Below are 16,288 nucleotides of genomic sequence, written 5' to 3'. Positions count from 1 at the left end.
TCTCATTCGGCTGCGAGATCGTTGAGCATGCTGGGCAGCAGCGCCAAGTCCCGGATGACGTGGTCTGCGGCGGCGAGTCGCTCCGGCGGGGTGACCGCGGCGAAGCCGATCACGCGCATGCCGGCGGCCCGGGCGGCCCGGACACCGAGCTCGCTGTCCTCCACCACCAGCGCGGCCGCCGGATCGACCCCCATCTGCGCCGCGGCGTACTGGAACAGGTCAGGCGCGGGCTTGCCGGCCGCGACCTCGGCCGCGCTGAAGACCCGCCCCTGGACCAGCGGGGCCAGGCCGGTCACGTCGAGCGACAGTGCCAGCCGCTCGGGGTCGGAACTGGAGGCCACGCAGCATCGGGTGCCACGTGCGGCCAGCGCCTCCAGCACTGCCCGGGCGCCCGCCATCGGCTCCAGGCCGGTGCGCAGCACGGCGGACAGGCGCTGCTGGAAGCGTTCGCCGAAATCCTCAGGGAGCGGGAAACCCGCCCGCTCCTCGGCGAGTTGCCGGACTCGGGCGAAGGATCCGCCCATGTAGTCGCGGATACTCTGGTCAAGGGTGGTGGGGATACCAACCTCGGTGAGGAGCTCGGCCAGCACGGTGTTGGCCAGTCGCTCCGAGTCGACCAGAACGCCGTCGTTGTCGAAGATGACCAGCTCGATCGATTTCACCGGTGGATCACCTGTCCCGGGTACGCCTCCAGCGCCAGCAGGTCCTCAATGTCGAGGGCGCAGTCCCCGCAGCCGGTGTTCGCCCCGGTCTCCTTGCGCACGGCGGCCAAGTCCCGGTGTCCGCGCCTGATGGCCGCCAGGATCGAGCCCTCGGTCACCGCCAGGCAAACACAGACCACCGAATCGGTATCGTCAGTCACGGGCCGGTCCCCTCGCTGCCGCGGCGGCCTCGGTCTCCTCGGTCAGCACTCGCAGCGCGAGGTCGAGCACCTCGGCCAGCTGGTCCAACTCGCCGTCCGTGATGACCAGCGGCGGGTGGATGTTGATCACGTCGGGAGCCATGCCGGTCGAAGCCACCAGGACGCCCAGGTCAGGGTGGACGGTGGTGCACAGCTGCCGCAATCGGGGGGCGTACGGGCCGCTCAGTACGATGCGTGCCGTGCCGCCGGTGGCGTCCACCCGGTCGACGACCGAGGTCCAGCGCCTGGCCAGCTCGACCAGGCGGCCGTGCATGCCGCGTTCGAGGGCGGCGACGTCGGCCTCGACGTTCTGCCAGGCCGCCCAGCGGTCCAGCACGGTCTCGACCATGGCGAGCGCATGCGGGATCCCGACGTAGGTGGACGAGTGGCTGCCGGGCGGGTAGTGGTCCGCGTCGGCCAGCGGCTCCCGCGCCCACACCGCGCTCAGCGCCGCGCCGCCGTTGCTCAGGCCCTTGCTGGTCACCACCACGTCGGGTTCGACGCCCGTCAGCTGGAAACCCCAGCGCGGGCCGACCCGGTGCATGCCCGTAAAGATCTCGTCGGCGATGACCACGGCGCCCTGGCTGCGCGCGTGGTCCACCGCTGCCCGCAGCAGGGCGGGGTCGGGCACCACCATGCCGCCCACGTTCTGTACCGACTCGAAGACGAACGCCGAGACCTTGCGCCCGAAGCCCTTCCCGCCTACGCCAGACAGCTCGGAGCCCCAGCGCGAAACCGCGCTGACACACCCCGTGTCGCAGGCGGCCGTTGGGCCGCCCGTCGCGGCGAGCATCGCGGCAGCGTGCGGGCAGGTCCGGCAGTCCGGGCTGGGCAGCCGGACAACCTCCATACCCCAGGCTGCGAGCAGTTCGCGGTAGCGAGGGCTGGAGCTGAGCATGCTGGTCACGCCCGACCGGCCGTGGAAGGCCCCCTCGAAGACGACCACCGTGCCGGGCCCGTTGTTGCTGAAGGCGATCCGCAACGCGGTCTCCATGCCCTGCGCGCCACCGAGGTCCAACTCGACCCGGCCCGGTATCCCCAGCACCTCGGAGAACAGGCGTTCCAGCCGCTCCAGGACGCGCAGGCGCAGCGGCGACTCGCAGAACGACGGCAGCGCGGGCAGCTCCAGGCACCGCCGGGCGGCCTCCCGCAGGAGCGAACTGTCGTACCCCCAGGCCACGGTGCCATTCGCCGCCTCCGCGTCGAGGAAGCGACGGCCGTCGTCGGCGGTCAGGAAGCAGCCGGAGCCGCCAACGAAGCGGGGCACCACCTCCGACCGGTAGATCAGGTTCCCGGTCCCGGCGAACGGCGGAACCCTCCGACCGGTGGTCGCTCCACTCAGACCAGACATGTATCGCCCTCCTGCTCGGACCGCAGCCCGTCGTCGTCGGCCGGCTGCCAGGCAGCGGCCGAGGGGGTGGACAACAGCGGGGCGACGCCGCGCTCGTTGCAGTCGATCCACCCGGTCACCACGGTGAGCACGTCCCACCGGGCCGGACCCGCCGGGAGCCGGTCCGGCCCGAGCGCGTCGAGCCACTGCCCGACCTGCTCGCGGGTGCCGGCCCGCTGCGCCAGCTCGGCCCAGCGGCCACCGCCGCCTCGTAGCCGTCGCAGTGCGGCGGTCAGGTCGAGGTCATGGGCCGGCACCGCCGCGTGGACCTGCGCGAGCAGGGCGTACGCGGGATCGCGCTCCGGCGCCCAGCCGTCGGCCACCTGTCCCGGCTCACGCAGCGCGCGGGCGCACCAGTCCCAACCGGCCTGGTACGAGAAGAGCTGGAGCTCGCGGATCACGTCGGCCGGATCGTCCGCTGTGTGGATGAAGTTGAACAGGCCGTTCACCCGGCCGATCCGGCTGCGCAGGTCGGTGCCGCGCGCGGCCTCCGGATCCGCCGAGCCCTTGGCCGCGGTCAGCCGGACGCTGGCCGGCATCCCGGCGGGGCGCCGGGTGTCGTGCAGCAGCACCAGCAGGGCCGGGCCGGAACCCAGCAGGTGGTCCACCACCGCGATCCGCTGCGCGGAGGCGGCGTTGAACTGGTAGCGCCACAGTTCGCGGGTGAGCAGCGGGTCGAAGCGGATCGTGGTCGCGGCGGCCGGCAGCCAGCCCTGGGACCGCAGGATCTCCAGGATCAGTTCGCAGCGCCGGCCCGCGACAGCGTCCGGCTTGAGCACCACGAAGGTGAACTCGTGACTGCGGGTCAGGTCGGTCAGCGCGCTGAACGACCGCAGGCCCTCGCGGGCGTAGGTGTCGTAGCGGTACGCCTCCCGCTTGGCCGGGTCGGCCGACAGTCCGTCGAACTCCGTGGCGGTGAGTGCCGATCGGGGCAGGACGGCGTCCAGTTCCAGAGGTGCCATCAGAGTCTCCTCCCGCCGAGCGCGGTGGCCTGCCCGTCGACCAGGACCACTCGGCTGCCGTCCGGATGGGTTTCACCGGAAAGCGCCAGGCGACCGGCGGCGAAGGCGCGCACGGTCCACTCCAGGCAAGGCCGGTCGCTCTCGGTCTTCTGCAACAGCTCTTGCTCCCAGGCGTCTTCGGGGGTGGCGGCGCGTCCGTCGGTAGGGACGGACGCGCCCATGCAGAGCACCGGGCCGCCGTCCTTGGTCCCGTCGACCAGGAAGCAGGACGTGCGCGTCGCGGTGTGGCCGGCGGCCATTGCCAGGCGCACCGGGTCGTTCCCCACCAACTGGCGCCGGCCGTCGGCGTCGAGCACGCTCAGGTCGGCCGGGTGCTGGTTGACGAGGCGGCCGTGGAACCGGTCGAGCAGGTTTCCCTCGATCCACCGGTGGTAGGCGAGGACCAACAGGTCCAGCGGCCCGTCGACTGCCTCCCAGGCGGCGATCCGAGCGTCCAGGCCGTCGTGCCAGGCGCGGGCGCGCTCGCGGTAGCGCGCCCTGCCCGCCTCGTCGACGGCCTGTGAGGCGAGCCCGCAGTGGGCGTCGAAGTCGCCGGTCCAGGTCTCCACGCCGGCGCCGCGCGCCACCTCCAGGGCCTTGGCCGTGCTGCCGTGCGAGGCCACCAGGCAGACCTGGAACGCCTCGGGCTCGCGGTCCTGCAGGGCCAGGAGCGTGCTCAGGTTGGCGCCTGTAGCGGAGACCAGCACGCCGATCCGCAGCGGGCGCGAGCTGCCGCCGGCCGGGCCCAGGGCGATGTGGTCGTGCTGACGGAGTGTCATGACACGGGCCCGGCGGTCGCGATCAGCAGCTCCCGGACGGTCGTGAAGGCGGCGCGCTCCGGGTTGACCAGGTGCATGTGCCGGGCCTGCGGGACCACCCGGTGCTCGGGTGCCAGCCCCGCGGCGGACCACTGGGCGAGCTGCTCGGCGACCAGTTCGGTCGGTACGGCCTGGTCGGCCGCGGCCTCGACCACCACCAGCGCCGACAGGTCGGCGGCGGTCGGGCGCGGGGTCGCGTCGGCGCAGCGGCCGCCCGCCGCGAGGTGCCGGCTGACGAGGTGCGGCACGGCGCTGCCGCCGACCCCGAGGGCGGCCGCCCGCTCCAGGTCCACCACGGGGGCCAGCAGCACCAGTCGGCGGCCCGCCGAACGGCCTGCCACCGCTGCGAGGGCCAGCTGGGCGCCGGCCGAGTGGCCCGCCAGCACAGCGGTGTCCCACCCTGCGTCCTGCTCCGCGAGCGCGTCCAGCGCAGCCGTGCAGTCGTCCTGCGCACCGGGCCACCAGCCGCCGTCCCAGACCGGGCGGTACTCGACGACGGCGACGGCGCTGCCGTCGCCCACCAGCGCCACGGCCATCGGTTCGAGGTCGCGGGCGATCCGGTCGTGCCGCCAGAAGCCTCCGTGGAACAGCACGACCCGGGACTGCACCCGCTCCTGCGGCGGCTGGTAGACGTCGATCCGGTGCCACGGTGACGCCCCGTAGCGCAGGATGCTCTCGCGGACGGTCACAGCACCCCGATCGCTTCCAGCCGGGCCACCCAGTGGTCGAACCGCTCGTCGCTCATCCGTACTTCGGCACGCCGCTCGGCGGTCTCGTCGGCGGCCCCCTCGCGCCACCAGACCTGGCCGTCGGCCTTGCGGATGATGAACGCGCGCCGCTTGGCCGCCGGGCTCTGGATCATCAGGGAGATGGTCTCGGGCTCGGTGATCGTGGTGTGCAGCTGCTCGTGGTGGATGGTGAAGCAGCTGCCGGTCGGCTCCTCGCGAACGAAGTGGGGCCAGAACCGGCTGACGTCCGCCGTCTCGTCCAGCGGCTGGTCTGTCGCGTACAGGGTGTGCTGGTAGGCACCGCTGAGGATGTGCGCGGTGAAGCTGAAGCGGTGGTTGTGCACCCGCTCGTACTGGTCGGTGTTGGCCAGCCGCAGCCTGATCCGCAGGCCCTTCTCGGGCTCGTCCCAGAGGACGAGCTTGTCGTCGAGCGCGTGGCACTCGCACTTCTCGCGCAGCTCCGGGGTCCGCCGGATCCGCTCGACCAGCGCGCGCAGCAGCGGGCGGTCCTCGCCGAGCCGGCGGGCGATCGCCTCCGTCACCTCGGCGGCCGCCTCCAGGTCGTCCCAGCGCACGGCGGGCAGCGAGTCCATGAAGGCGACGGCGTCCTGCTCGGACACGGCCTGGTCGGCCGGGTTCACGACTGTCTCGGTCATCAGAGGACCTCCATGCCCTGCAGACGGTGGGTCAGGTCGTCGAAGTACTGCTTGCTGATCCGCTTGCTGCCGCGCCGAGCGGTCTTCTCCTGGTCCTCGCCGAAGCGCCACCAGACCTTGCCGGTCTCGCGCTCGGTGATCAGCGAGCGCTCCTTCTCCGCCGGGCCGCGCAGGAAGAGCGAGACCGTGTCCGGTGTCGTGTAGGTGGTGTGGATCTCGCTGTGGTGCAGCGTGTAGCAGTTGCCCGCGACCTCATTGGTCGCGAACCGGGGCTCCACCCGCAGGTCGCTGTCCCGGGCGTCGAAGTCGTCCTGCACCTCGTCGGGGATGTCCTCGGGCCGGCCCACCAGCTGGTGGCGCACGTGGCGGTAGCGGCCCCGCAGGATCAGCGAGGTGAAGGAGAACCGGTGGTCGTGCGGGCGGTCGCGGTGGTCCTCGGTGGAGACGTGGACCCGGATCCGGAAGCCCCGGTCCAGGGCGTCGTAGATCACCAGCTTGTCGAGGAGCCGGTGGTGCTCGCACTTGTCGAAGAGGTCCTCCTCCTCGCGGGCCCGCTCCAGGAGCTCTCGCAGCGCCGCCTTGTCCTCGGAGAGTTCGAGCAGGATGTCCTTGGTCTGGGCCCGCGCTTTCGTCAGGTCCGACCAGTCCACCGTCAGGCGGTCGAGTGCGTTCAGCATGACTTGCTCCCTACTGCATTCACGTCGGGTCGGGGCGCGGCAGGCGCCCTTGGTCAGCGGTTGCGCACCGCGTGGCTCGGCCGCGGGTCAGCGCGCCCCGACGGCCACGGCCAGTTCGGTGGCCGCGCCGGTGCCGAAGGCCCGGTGCGCCGTGCCCGCCACCAGCTGCCACAGCGGTGCGTCGGCGATCCCCAGGCCCTGGGCATTGCGCATCTGACGGGCCAACGGCTGGGAGCCGGCCGCGACGATGCCGCCGTCCTGGTACCACAGGCCGTTCTCCTCGGTCTGGTGCAGCCCCTGGCCGCCGATCCGCGCGGAGTCGCAGCGGTCGGTCATCATCATCGAGTTGGCGAAGCCCATCAGCTCCACCGCCCGGTTCGCGATCGCGAGGTCGACGTGCTCGCCGTCGAAGTTGATGCAGGCCGAGATCCGACCGGCGGCGGCCTCGCGCATGATCGCGGCCGGAACCGGACCGGCGATCCGGTCCATGTCGGCCAGCGTCCAGTTCGGCAGGTCGTATACGGCCAGCGTGCTCTCCCGGGTCGCCCGCGCCGCAGAGGTGCGGAAGGCGTGCCGGATGTTCAGCGGCATGTCGTTGAACAGGTGGTCGGTGATCACCCGGGAGCCGGTGCCCGCCCAGTCGCCCTGCCAGGCCAGGTCGACGATGTCGCGCACCAGCTCTGCGGCGCCCTTCGGGTCCGCCTTGGTGAAGTGGCCTAGTGCGGGGCGGACACCGTGCGCCATAAGCAGCGGCACGATCCAGTCCAGCCGCGGGTGCCGGTTGTCCAGGTTGTCGTGCAGTCCGGACGCGCCGGTGAACGCGTCGGGGGAGATCACGGTATAGACCAGGCCCAGTTCGCCGAGACGGGCCAGGCGCTCCCACTCGTGCCGGGTCGGCGCCCAGACGGTGGCGGCCGGCGTTCCGCCGTGGCTCGCCAGCAGCGGTCCCTCCAGGGCGATGCCGAGGATGTGCGGCAGCAGTCCGGCCAGCCGCTGTGCGCGGTAGCGCCGCATGAACTGCTCGAAGTCGGCCAGCTTGTCCTGGCGCAGGTATAGCGTGGGAATGCACGCGACGTTCTCCTCGGCGCACTTCTGGTTCAGCAGAAGCAGGTCGAGCGTGGCGAACTCCGAGAAGTCCACCTCCCCGAAGCCGTGGCAGTGAACCTCGACCGGCAGTCCGAGGTCCTCGTGATCGGTTGTCAACACTGTGTCCCCCATGGCGGACCTTCTTTCTATTCGGTGCTTCCGGGCCGCCGGAGGAGAACGATCCGTCCCCCGTGCGCTCGGGTCAAGCGACCATCCCGTACCGGCGCAGCTCGTCCAGGGCCGCCGGGTCGTCGAACGCGCCGAGCGACTGGAAGTAGTGGACGGTCTGGCGCGAGGTGGCCGCCAGGTGGGCCCCGATGATCCCCGGCGTGTACGTCTCTGCGGCGACCTGCTCGGCGTCGGCCGCGCTCAGCCCGTACCCGGCCAGCTCCAGCCGGATGGCCGGCAGGTCGGGGCGCAGGAAGGCATCGACCAGGCGAGGTACCAGCAGGCCGGCGGTGCGGCGTTCGCGCGGCGACAGCTGTCCCCACAGGTGGCGCAGGAACGTCGCGAAGTACGCGTGGTGGCGTCCCTCGTCCGAGGCGTGGTCGCGGACCGTGCTGCGGACCGCCGCCACCACGTCGGCGCGCTCCGGCACTTCGGCCAGGCTCGCCGAGATCAGGGTCTCGGAGACGATGACGAACAGGACCTCGGCGAGCGCCCGGTCCCCGGCCGGCAGCTCGGCCAGGATCTGCTGCAGGCGCACCAGGAAGTACGGCTCCCCGGTCTCCTTCGGCACGATGCCGGTCCGCTGCCGCACCTGTCGGGAGAGGTCCACCGAGAACAGCGTGTGGTAGGCCTCGTCGCAGTACATCTTGTACGCGTCGAAGCGCATCTCCTCCGGCAGGTGGACGCCGATCGATCCCCGAGCGATGCCGAGCACCGTGCGGTTGACCACGAGGTACTCCAGGCGGGCGGTGAACTCGAGGTAGCGGTACAGGTGCTGGACCAGGACTTCCTCGAAGCAGGCGGGCGGCAGCTCCTTCACCAGCGGGTGCTGGGCGATGGCCACCAGGTCGGGCGAGAAGTAGTGGCGGTCGCCCTCGTCGTCCGCGAGCACGCGGCGCGGTGCCTGGCGCACGCTGGCCCGCTCGTGCCAGTTGCGGAACGGGCTGCGGTAGCCTGCGGCGCCGTCAGGCGCCGCGGCCGGTGTGCCGGCCAGCAACTGCTTCGGGCAGTACGACAGTGCCGTGCACCCGACGAACAGGCCGACTATCCCGCACATCCCGCCTCCTCCCGTTCCTGCTGCGACTGCTGACGACTACTGATGACTGCTCACGGCCGGCCACTCGACCATGCCGTTCTCGGTGAGCTGGGCCAGCAGCTCGGCGCAGTCGGAGACGGCCTCCGCCACCGAGATGTCGTACTCGGCGGCGACCTTCTCGCCGATCTGCTGGAGCGTGGCGACGCCGTCGACACTGCGGAAGATGAGTTCGGCGACCTCGTCCAGCTCGAAGGCGAGCGACGCGTTCGCGACGAAGAGCTTGCCGCGGAACTTGCGGACCCGGGCCTCCAGCTTGCGGGCCGGGACGGACTGGGCGTCATAGGTCTGGGACGTCATCAGATCTCCACTTCCACGGAAAGGTCCTTGCAGAGCGTCACGACCCGGCGGACCCAGTCGGCCGGGTCCCGCGCGTCGTAGTCGGCCATGGTTTCCAGCGCCCAGTACCGCTCGAAGGGCAGCTCCCGCAGGGCCGCCTCCTTGACCCGGCGGGCCCGCCACTTGGGCGTGCGGGAGCCGTAGTTGCCGTGGCTCTCCAGCAGCGCATCGACGGCGTGGCCGAGCGCCTTGCGGGCGGCCATGACCGCGCTCTCGATGTCGCCGGCGACCAGCATGCCCAGCGCGTCCTCTACGTTGCCGTCCGCCTCGGCCAGCGACCGGGTGGTCAGGAAGGCCTGGTAGGCGGTGTCGGCGAGTTCCACCCGGCGCCGGTCCAGCCAGTCCTCGCCGAGCAGCGGGAGGCCGGTCCGGATCCGCTCCAGGAACAGCTCCTCGGTGTCGACCATGACCTTCAGGGAGGAGACCCCGGCGTCGAACTCGGACCAGGTCACTTTCGACAGCATCTGGTCGACCTGGGAGTCGAGCCAGTAGGCGACCTCCCAGCGGCGGCCGTCCAACGGGAAGTCGAAGGTGCTGATCGTCTCGTGGCCCAGCGGCACCGGGACGGTCCGCGCACCCTCGATCCGCGGCACGCTGCGGGAGACCAGGTAGAAGTCGAAGTCGCTGCTCTGATTGGCCCAGCCACGGGCCACCGAGCCGACGCTGAACAGGGTCATGCAGTCGGTCGGCACCAGGCCGCGGCGGCGCAGTTCGGCCTCGCAACCGCTCAGGTCGAGCATCATGCCCAGCCCCTGTCGTCGTTGTCGCGCTGCAGCTCCAGCACGACGGTCGGAATGTTGTTCAGCACGTGCGCCAGCAGTGCCGGGTAGATCGAGCCCGAGGCCACGGTCAGCAGCAGCAGCGCGGCGGCCGCGCTGATCTCCACTGCGGTCGAGCGGGTGGTGCCGCGCCGGTTGGTGCCCGGCTGGATGTGGTGGCGGGCGACGAAGGCGATGGCGCCGAGCAGGCCCAGCGGCGTGGTGGCCGAGGCCAGCAGCACCGGCGCGCGGAAGACCGCCTCCTCGCCGACCGGGCACAGTGCGCTGGCGAAGGCCCGGGCCGCGCCGTGCGCGCGGGGGGTCGGGCCGAAGACGAACGCCAGCTCGCCGGAGAGCAGCGACCGCATCCGCATGTTGCTCAGGGCGACCAGGCCGCCGGTGACCGCGACCGCGATGGGGTACCACCACCAGGCGGCGCCCCTGCCGAGCCAGTCGGGCCGGGTCACCGCGGTCAGCACCAGCGAACCGATCGGCGCCAGCAGGCCGCAGAGCGTCTCGGTCCAGAAGCTCAGTCCGCTGCGCATGGTCCGCGGCACCCGCCAGGGCAGGCACATCAGGACCAGCTCGACCACCAGCAGGCCCGCAAGCACGCGGGGGTTGGTGCCGCCCAGGGTCCACAGCCCGACGGCGAAGGCCGCCACGCAGGAGACCGCGGTCAGTCGCCGGACGTCGAACACCCACCCCGGCGGGTCGAAGCTGGACTCGTAGGGCCGCTCAACGGCCGCCGGCTTCTTCGTCTCCTCAAGCGTCGTGCTCACTTGACGGCCCCCGCTCCCAGCTGGTCGTTGCGGACATCCACCAGGCCGAGTTCCAGGGCCTCGGCGAACAGCGACTCGACCTGGTCCCGCTCGTGGCCGAGCGCGTGCAGTACCGCGTCCAGCGTCGAGCTGCCGTCCAACGCCCGCAGCACGCTCAGCCATTCGGGCGTCTCGGTCTCGTCGATCACGAACTCCACCGCGCCGTCGACCACCACGTACCAGGTGGAGGCGTCCTCGGGAGCGTGCAAGAGCATGACGCCGTCGGCGAGTTCGGGCACGGTCTCGAAGTCGACGGGCGGCCGGCGCAGCACCGTGGCCTCGATCTGCTCCTGCTGCGCGTCCCAGTCGGTCACCGGAACCGCGAGCGGCACCGGCGCCTTCGGGGCCTGCACGTGCGGGGCCGGCAGCTCCTTGGTCAGCTGCTCCAGCAGGCCCAGGTTGACCACCCGGAGCAGGAACTCCACGTGCCCGGCGGTCGGGTCCAGTTCGAGCCGGCGCAGCGAGGCGCGAAGGTTGTCGGCGTCCAGGAACTCGCGGGCGCCGGGGCTGCTCAGCGCCTCGTCGAGCAGCGCGTCGCCGTGCTGCGCCAGCATCCGGGTGAAGGTCCGGTAGGTGTGCTGGACACCCTCTCCGTAGAAGAACGGGACCTTGGGACGGGCGATCGCCTCGGGCGGCAGGATCCCGGCCATGGCCCGGCGCAGGATCTGCTTGTCCCAGATCAGGTTGGGGCGCAACTGTTCGGGGACCGCGGCGATCAGCTCCACCAGCCGGTGGTCGAGGAACGGCACCCGCGCCTCGATGCCGTTGCCGGCGGCCGTGCGGTCCTCGTGCCAGCAGTTGTACTGCTGCACGTCGCGATACTTCCAGCGGTAGAGCATCTCGTACGGGCTGCGCGCAGCGCCGCCGCCGACCGCCTCCCGCAGCGCGGAGGCCCGCACCAGGGGCAGGTCGGACTGGTCCCACCAGGCACCCAGGTCCGGCCGGCGGTGCTGGTCACCCCGGATGCCCATCCGATTGACGTTCGTGAGGAAGTCGCTCCACTCGCCACCGCCGGCGAAGGAGACCGAGTAGCCGCCGTTGAACTCGTCCGCGCCGCCGCCGAGCAGCATCGCCTTGATCTCGGGGGCGTGCGCGCCGACGTAGCGGTACATCTCGTACTTGTAGTAGGCCTCTGGACCGGCCAGCGGGGTCTCCAGCAGCCACAGGAACTGCTTCCACTCCTCGATGCCGGGCACGGCGGAGGTGTCGAAGAGGACCTGATGGTTGGTCAGACCGAGCCAGCCCGCGATGCGGTGGCCGTATTCGGCGTCGGCGTTCGCGAGCGTGCTGCCGTTGAGCGCCGTGAAGGTTCGCGGCTTTTCGGCGGCGAGTGCCGCGACCGCGGCCGAATCAATCCCACCGCTGAGGAAGAGGCCGATCTCGACATCGGCCATTCCGCATTCCTTGACCGAGGCGGCCAAAGTCTCGCCGTAGGCCCGGACAATTTCCTGCTCACTCCCGGTGCGCGTACCGTCGAATTCCGGGAAGGACCAGTAACGGTGGGTCGAGGTGCCTCCGGTGGTCAGGTCGAAAGTGACGATGCAGCCGGCCGGAGCGAGTTCGATCTCCTTGAAGAACGTGTTCGGCGGACTGTCGTCGAGCACCATCGCACCGGTCATCAGCTGATCGGAGAGGGCGCCCGCCCAGTCGATCTTCCGGGGGCAGGACGGGTCCTCGAAGAGCGCCTTGATCTCGGAGCCGAAAACAATGCGCTCGGCATTGCGGTGGTAGAAGAGCGGCTTGATCCCGAAGCGGTCGCGCGCGAATACCAGGCGGTTGCGGTCGCGGTCCCAGAGGACCAGGGAGAACATGCCCCGGACCTTGTCGAGGAACGCCATGCCGTCCCGCCGGTACAGGTGCAGCAGGACTTCGCAGTCGGAGCCGGTGCGCAGCCTGGTGCCGCGCGGCAGCCCGGCTGCAAGCTCCCGGTGGTTGTAGATCTCGCCGTTCGCGATCAGCACCAGTGAGCCGTCCTCGGTGCTCAGCGGCTGGCCGCCGCCGACCGGGTCGACCAGCGAGAGCCGCACGAACCCCAGGCCCACGGCACCGGAGCGGTGGAACGCCGCCGCTCCGTCGGGGCCCCGGTGCGCGATCACCTGCGTCATGCGGCGGAGCAGTTCGTCCGCCTCAGAACCGATCGAGCACCCGCCGAGACGGGCCACTCCAGCCAAACCACACATAGGTACCCTCGCGTGTGCCTTTGCAAGCCCGAACCACGAATTGCCCGAGCGCATGTGCCAGCAAAAGACCGGGCCATTCGTACCGGCCCGGGAAAACGTGCTGCGGGTGTGCCGCACTTTTGGCGAGTGCGGCACACCCAGGTATCAGCAGACGTTCGTCAGAACGGTGCCGAAGACAACCTTCTTCGCAACCGGCTTGGTGTACTTGCGCATGGATTTCACCCCCTCCAAGGACATGCCGAGCATTCCAGGGAAATGTCACTCCCGTGACGCGGGCAGGCCGGTCGAAAGGATGGAAAGCTGCGCGCAAGGCGCAGTCGACATCCTTGACCAGTGAAGAGAAGATGCGCCAGATCGGCTGCATCAAAGCCCCGTTACATCCCCGTTTGCACCCTCATAGGTGCCGCCCCCGTGCCGCCCCGCTTTCTTGATCGAAGTTCATCACCCATGCAGGCTGCGCGTCAAGCGCCAAGTGAACCGCCGGTTGATAATTCGTATCAATCTGATGGGCAAGGCCACTGTATGTCCGGTTTGTAATCGACCGATCTTTGCGCTGCTCATACGGACGACTGCGACTCCGCGCCCGGTGGGCGGGTCAGGGAGTCGAGCAGCGCGAGCGCGTCCTCAACCGACCCTGCCGGGTCGGGCAGCGGATAGAGCACGCCGCGCACAGTGCGCCCGCCGTCGATGACGAGGGTGAGCCGCTTCAGTCGGTCGACGCCTGCGGCACGGAAGGTCGGCAGGCGCAACGCCCCCGTCAGGCGCAGGTCCTGGTCGGAGAGGAGCGGGAAGGTGATCCGCTCGTGCGCCGCGAAGCCGGCCAGCTGGTCCGGGCTCTGTGTGCTGACCCCGTAGACAACGGTGTTTCGTTCGGTAAACTCGCCCAGCCGGTCGCGGTACGTGCAGGATTCGAGCGTGCAGCCACGGGCTCCGGGTATCGCTCCCCAGTCGGGCGAGTAGGCCTGGGCAGCCGGGGCGAACGCGCCCGGGAAGCAGTACAGGACCGTCCAAGTGGCGGGCGAGCAGGGGTCCGTGGGCACCCCGACCGCACTCGTCAGGGTCAATTGCGGCACCCGCGTACCCACCAGCGCCAGGACCCGTCGCGCCTCCGGCCCGCCGGGCTCACTGGTCGCGGACACGCTGCCGTCGCCCAGCAGGTCGCGCGATCCCCAGTCCTGGAGTGCCACCAGCACCGGCAACAGGCCCCAGCCGGCCGGGGTCAGGTGGTAGCTGAACCGCGGCGGGTGGGCGTTGTAGAGCCGCTTCTCCAACACCTGATCCTCGACCAGCAAGTTCAGGCGCGCCGACAGGACCTTGCGGCTGATGCCCAGGCGTTCGTGCAGGGCCGCGAAGCGGTCTACGCCGCCGGCAATGTCACGGACGATCAACAGCGTCCACGCATCACCGACGACCCCCAGCGCCTGCGCGATGGAGCAGTCACTGTCGGCAGCCAGATCCGAGTAACGCACAGTCACCTATTGTGCCGCCTTGGAAGATCGATAAAGTAAGTATCTCAAGGGAACTCACATCGGGGGTAGGCATGGCCAACCTGACCGCAGAGCGTGCTGCTCCGGCCAGGCCGTCGGGCGCCTGGCTGTTCTGGCGCTACTGGACCGCATCGACCGTCAGCAACGTGGGGAACGCAGTCACCGCCGTCGCCCTGCCACTGGTGGCGGTGGAGACCTTGAAGGTCTCTAGCCTCCAGGTGAGTTTCATCACGGCCGCCAGCTACGCGGCGTGGATCCTGATCGGCCTGCCAGCCGGCGTCCTCGTCCAGCGCTTCCCACTGCGGGCCACCCAGGTGGCGATGGACCTGCTCCGGGCGGGCGCCATCGCATCGGTGCCGGTGGCGGCGGCGTTCGGGGCCCTCTCACTCGCCCAACTCGTGGTGGTCGCCCTGGTAATCGGGCTGGCGAACGTCGTCTTCGACGTGGGGAACTCCTCCTTCCTACCGTCGATCGTCAGCAAGGAGGAGCTGACTTCGCGCAACAGCCTGACCTCAGTCTCGGGGGCGGCGACCGACCTGGGCGGACCCTCACTCGGCGGCGTCTTGGTCCAACTCCTCGGGGCGGCCAGCAGTCTGGTGGTCGATGCCATCAGTTACCTGGCCTCGGCGGTCCTGCTGTGGACCCTCCCCCGCCCGGAACGCGGCCCGTCCAGCCAAGACAACACGTCGTTCGTGCAACTCATCAAGGACGGCGTCCGGTACGTGGTTCGCCACCCGGTGATGGCGCCATGCGTCGCGGTGGCCACCCTGATCAACTTCGTCGCAGGGGCCCAGATGGCGCTCGCGCCGGTCTTCCTGGTGCGCACCCTCGGGGCTCCCGCGAGCCTGGTTGGCGTCCTCATCGCCACCCAGGGCATCGGCAGCCTGGTCGGCGCCGCCTGGACGCCGCGCCTGAGCAGGCGGATCGGCAGCGCCCGCGCCGTCCTGGTCGCGATCACCACGGCCGCCGTCGCCACGATCCTCATGCCGCTGGCCGGACACGGCTGGCTGCTCTCGCTGTTCGCACTGGGCAGCGCCGGCTTCACCGCCGGGGTGGTCGTAGTGAGCATCCTCACCCGGACGCACCGCCAGACCGTCACGCCCGCCGACCTGTTGCCTCGGGTGATGGCGACGGTCCGCTTCATCTCCTGGGGAGCCATCCCGTTCGGCGCCCTCGCCGCTGGCCTCACCTCCAGCGCGCTAGGTATCCGCGCGGCGTTCTGGCTGTGCAGCCTCGTCATCGCGCTCGCCCCGACGGCCCTGTTCCTGAGCCCGGTCCGCCGGCTGCGCGATCTGAATTGAGTACCTGACGCTGTCGGGGATCTTGGAGGCAACTGAGGGGGCCTCCAACGAGCAGCGAGGGGCTGGGTCATCAGAAGCGGGCGACTCGGTCCGCAATTGAGGCCCGGATGTGCTGGCCTGGCGGGTCGGCTGGTTGTTGATGAACAGGCGGTCTGCCTGGCGAGCACGAGTTAGGTGCGTGCCGCGTCCGCGATCACTGCGGCGTCCTTGGCGTCGGTCTTCGCCTCGCCGGGGTAGAGATCGGCGATTCGTCGCATGGCCAGTCCTGGAAGGTAGGCGACTTGGCAGCCGGCCGCGCGGGCGACGGTCAGAGGCAGGGCGCCGATGGAGGCGGGCTGGTCCACGATCACCAGGACAGTGCCGAACTTCGCGGCCAGCTTCTCGAGGACGGCCCGCAGTTTCGGCTCGCTGTTGGGCAGCGGTTTGTCGAAGACCTTCTTGCCTGCCGGGGTCAGGCCGTGGCCGTGGTGAGCGGTCTTACCGACGTCCAGGCCGAGGAACACGCCCACGTCTTCGGTGTCGAACATCGCACCCTTCCAGGGGAGTCGGACGAGCCGGCCTCGGCGGTGGTGTCGTACGCGCGCATCCACGTTGTGCAGACCTGCCGCCTGCGGCCGTCCGGCATTGCGCCGGACCGGGCGGTGGCCGGACCTCTCATCAGCGTCTCCGACGACACCTCCGGGCCCGGTGACACCACCCCCCAGGTCATCTCTTCGACAGGGGGACACAGTCATGCCGGGCCCGGAGGCCAGCGGCCCTCTTGCAGGGCCGCGAAGAACATAACGGGGGCTGGCGGACCCCCAGATGATCGACCATCGACTCGCAATGCAGCTGCGTAGAGATACTTAGAAGCCGTTGTCGTACCGATCTTGGTGGACGTGGGTTCG

General features: G+C 70.4%; 16 protein-coding genes and 1 pseudogene. 1 reads left to right on the top strand and 16 read right to left on the bottom strand.

Translation table 11 applies throughout. The annotated features are described in order from the left end of the window. Nucleotides 1–2: 2 nt before the first annotated feature. The 15 genes from AA75_RS03325 to AA75_RS03255 form a co-directional block, all read right to left on the bottom strand. Nucleotides 3–662, bottom strand: a complete 660-nt coding sequence (locus AA75_RS03325; RefSeq protein ID WP_233288905.1) for an HAD family phosphatase — start codon at nt 660–662, stop codon at nt 3–5. Continuing rightward, nucleotides 659–862 carry a (2Fe-2S)-binding protein gene (locus AA75_RS03320; protein WP_033818183.1) on the bottom strand — a complete coding sequence of 68 codons (204 nt, stop codon included), beginning with the start codon at nt 860–862 and terminating at the stop codon, nt 659–661. The genes AA75_RS03325 and AA75_RS03320 overlap by 4 nt, the downstream gene beginning before the upstream one ends. After that, on the bottom strand, nt 855–2,252 hold the full coding sequence (locus tag AA75_RS03315; protein WP_033818182.1) for an aminotransferase class III-fold pyridoxal phosphate-dependent enzyme: 1,398 nt from the start codon (nt 2,250–2,252) through the stop codon (nt 855–857). Before AA75_RS03315 ends, AA75_RS03320 begins: the two co-directional genes overlap by 8 nt. Further along, complete coding sequence (locus AA75_RS03310) at nt 2,240–3,253, bottom strand: nucleoside-diphosphate kinase (protein WP_051811736.1); 1,014 nt, start codon at nt 3,251–3,253, stop codon at nt 2,240–2,242. Before AA75_RS03310 ends, AA75_RS03315 begins: the two co-directional genes overlap by 13 nt. Then, on the bottom strand, nt 3,253–4,071 hold the full coding sequence (locus AA75_RS03305) for a methionyl-tRNA formyltransferase (RefSeq protein ID WP_051811734.1): 819 nt from the start codon (nt 4,069–4,071) through the stop codon (nt 3,253–3,255). Before AA75_RS03305 ends, AA75_RS03310 begins: the two co-directional genes overlap by 1 nt. Further along, on the bottom strand, nt 4,068–4,799 hold the full coding sequence (locus tag AA75_RS48975; protein WP_051811732.1) for an alpha/beta hydrolase: 732 nt from the start codon (nt 4,797–4,799) through the stop codon (nt 4,068–4,070). Before AA75_RS48975 ends, AA75_RS03305 begins: the two co-directional genes overlap by 4 nt. Beyond that, nucleotides 4,796–5,494: a hypothetical protein gene (locus tag AA75_RS03295; protein WP_033818181.1), complete on the bottom strand. Its 699-nt coding sequence runs from the start codon at nt 5,492–5,494 to the stop codon at nt 4,796–4,798. The genes AA75_RS48975 and AA75_RS03295 overlap by 4 nt, the downstream gene beginning before the upstream one ends. Beyond that, a complete protein-coding gene (locus AA75_RS03290) occupies nt 5,494–6,171 on the bottom strand; it encodes a hypothetical protein (protein WP_033818180.1) in 678 nt (225 codons plus the stop codon). Before AA75_RS03290 ends, AA75_RS03295 begins: the two co-directional genes overlap by 1 nt. 87 nt (nt 6,172–6,258) lie before the next feature. Next, the gene (locus AA75_RS03285; RefSeq protein WP_033818179.1) at nt 6,259–7,374 is read right to left on the bottom strand and encodes a hypothetical protein; all 1,116 of its coding nucleotides are present in this window, start codon (nt 7,372–7,374) and stop codon (nt 6,259–6,261) included. 85 nt (nt 7,375–7,459) lie between these two features. Then, nucleotides 7,460–8,482: a diiron oxygenase gene (locus AA75_RS03280; RefSeq protein ID WP_033818178.1), complete on the bottom strand. Its 1,023-nt coding sequence runs from the start codon at nt 8,480–8,482 to the stop codon at nt 7,460–7,462. 36 nt (nt 8,483–8,518) lie between these two features. Beyond that, nucleotides 8,519–8,818, bottom strand: a complete 300-nt coding sequence (locus AA75_RS03275) for a PqqD family protein (RefSeq protein WP_033818177.1) — start codon at nt 8,816–8,818, stop codon at nt 8,519–8,521. Further along, the gene (locus AA75_RS03270) at nt 8,818–9,600 is read right to left on the bottom strand and encodes a hypothetical protein (protein WP_033818176.1); all 783 of its coding nucleotides are present in this window, start codon (nt 9,598–9,600) and stop codon (nt 8,818–8,820) included. Before AA75_RS03270 ends, AA75_RS03275 begins: the two co-directional genes overlap by 1 nt. Next, the gene (locus AA75_RS03265; protein WP_082526215.1) at nt 9,597–10,394 is read right to left on the bottom strand and encodes a CPBP family glutamic-type intramembrane protease; all 798 of its coding nucleotides are present in this window, start codon (nt 10,392–10,394) and stop codon (nt 9,597–9,599) included. The genes AA75_RS03270 and AA75_RS03265 overlap by 4 nt, the downstream gene beginning before the upstream one ends. Next, a complete protein-coding gene (asnB, locus tag AA75_RS03260) occupies nt 10,391–12,613 on the bottom strand; it encodes an asparagine synthase (glutamine-hydrolyzing) (RefSeq protein ID WP_033818175.1) in 2,223 nt (740 codons plus the stop codon). Before asnB ends, AA75_RS03265 begins: the two co-directional genes overlap by 4 nt. A gap of 557 nt (nt 12,614–13,170) precedes the next feature. Then, nucleotides 13,171–14,082, bottom strand: a complete 912-nt coding sequence (locus tag AA75_RS03255) for a winged helix-turn-helix transcriptional regulator (protein WP_033818174.1) — start codon at nt 14,080–14,082, stop codon at nt 13,171–13,173. A gap of 71 nt (nt 14,083–14,153) precedes the next feature. On the opposite strand from AA75_RS03255, the gene AA75_RS03250 reads away from it, so the two are divergent. Beyond that, nucleotides 14,154–15,401, top strand: a complete 1,248-nt coding sequence (locus tag AA75_RS03250; protein WP_051811730.1) for an MFS transporter — start codon at nt 14,154–14,156, stop codon at nt 15,399–15,401. A gap of 173 nt (nt 15,402–15,574) precedes the next feature. Here AA75_RS03250 and AA75_RS03245 read toward each other — a convergent pair. Then, nucleotides 15,575–15,928: pseudogene (locus AA75_RS03245) on the bottom strand (IS110 family transposase); the annotation flags it as partial. Between the last annotated feature and the right edge of the window lie 360 nt (nt 15,929–16,288).

Source organism: Kitasatospora sp. MBT63, assembly GCF_000710465.2.
Taxonomy (GTDB): domain Bacteria; phylum Actinomycetota; class Actinomycetes; order Streptomycetales; family Streptomycetaceae; genus Kitasatospora.
The sequence above is the reverse complement of the archived record's forward strand: the minus strand, read 5'-3'. Positions and strand labels throughout refer to the sequence as shown.

Excerpts from the sequence above, each read along its gene's own strand:
- AA75_RS03315 (WP_033818182.1), bottom strand. The coding sequence starts at position 2,252 with ATGTCTGGTCTGAGTGGAGCGACCACCGGTCGGAGGGTTCCGCCGTTC.
- AA75_RS03310 (WP_051811736.1), bottom strand. The coding sequence starts at position 3,253 with ATGGCACCTCTGGAACTGGACGCCGTCCTGCCCCGATCGGCACTCACC.
- AA75_RS03305 (WP_051811734.1), bottom strand. The coding sequence starts at position 4,071 with ATGACACTCCGTCAGCACGACCACATCGCCCTGGGCCCGGCCGGCGGC.
- AA75_RS03295 (WP_033818181.1), bottom strand. The coding sequence starts at position 5,494 with ATGACCGAGACAGTCGTGAACCCGGCCGACCAGGCCGTGTCCGAGCAG.
- AA75_RS03290 (WP_033818180.1), bottom strand. The coding sequence starts at position 6,171 with ATGCTGAACGCACTCGACCGCCTGACGGTGGACTGGTCGGACCTGACG.
- AA75_RS03280 (WP_033818178.1), bottom strand. The coding sequence starts at position 8,482 with ATGTGCGGGATAGTCGGCCTGTTCGTCGGGTGCACGGCACTGTCGTAC.
- AA75_RS03275 (WP_033818177.1), bottom strand. The coding sequence starts at position 8,818 with ATGACGTCCCAGACCTATGACGCCCAGTCCGTCCCGGCCCGCAAGCTG.
- AA75_RS03270 (WP_033818176.1), bottom strand. The coding sequence starts at position 9,600 with ATGATGCTCGACCTGAGCGGTTGCGAGGCCGAACTGCGCCGCCGCGGC.
- asnB (WP_033818175.1), bottom strand. The coding sequence starts at position 12,613 with ATGTGTGGTTTGGCTGGAGTGGCCCGTCTCGGCGGGTGCTCGATCGGT.
- AA75_RS03250 (WP_051811730.1), top strand. The coding sequence starts at position 14,154 with ATGGCCAACCTGACCGCAGAGCGTGCTGCTCCGGCCAGGCCGTCGGGC.